Origin of the sequence: Photobacterium chitinilyticum (assembly GCF_004104355.1) — a bacterium.
GTDB classification, from domain to species: Bacteria; Pseudomonadota; Gammaproteobacteria; order Enterobacterales; family Vibrionaceae; genus Photobacterium; species Photobacterium chitinilyticum.
In genome coordinates, this window is the sequence record NZ_RJLM01000228.1 from 1 (window position 1) to 404 (window position 404).

Here is a 404-nt window from a genome sequence, read left to right on the forward strand (position 1 = left end):
GGTTCAGTGGGGCACACCTTATTGCAGGCGTTATGGCGCAGGGGCGTACAGGCAACGTGGCGATCGTTTTCTTGCTACTCGGGTCGTTCTTAGTCGCTAGCATATTGAAGTTTTCCTGCTCTGTTATGGTGCTGGATGTTTTCAAAGAAAATAGACATTTGTAGGCATCGTACGCAACACGCCCGATTGTCGTTATGAGATGGCCGTTTTCACTGAACCAATTGGCTTCTGCATTCATCTGACCTTCCTTCACTAACGTTGGGTCGAGGCTTAGCAGCTAGCAAGCCGTAGTTTTCCAATCCTGTTATGGTGTTGGATGTTTACAATGAAAATAACCCTTGTTGGTTCCAGTCCGCAGCACGCTCGATTGTCGTTTTACAGTCGCTGTTTTCTCCATGAAGCAC

1 protein-coding gene is annotated in these 404 nt (G+C 47.8%); it reads right to left on the reverse strand.

Annotated elements, in window-relative coordinates:
* A partial coding sequence (locus EDI28_RS27465) for a hypothetical protein (RefSeq protein WP_233353534.1) occupies positions 1-238 on the reverse strand: 238 nt, incomplete at its 3' end.
* Positions 239-404: the final 166 nt, after the last annotated feature.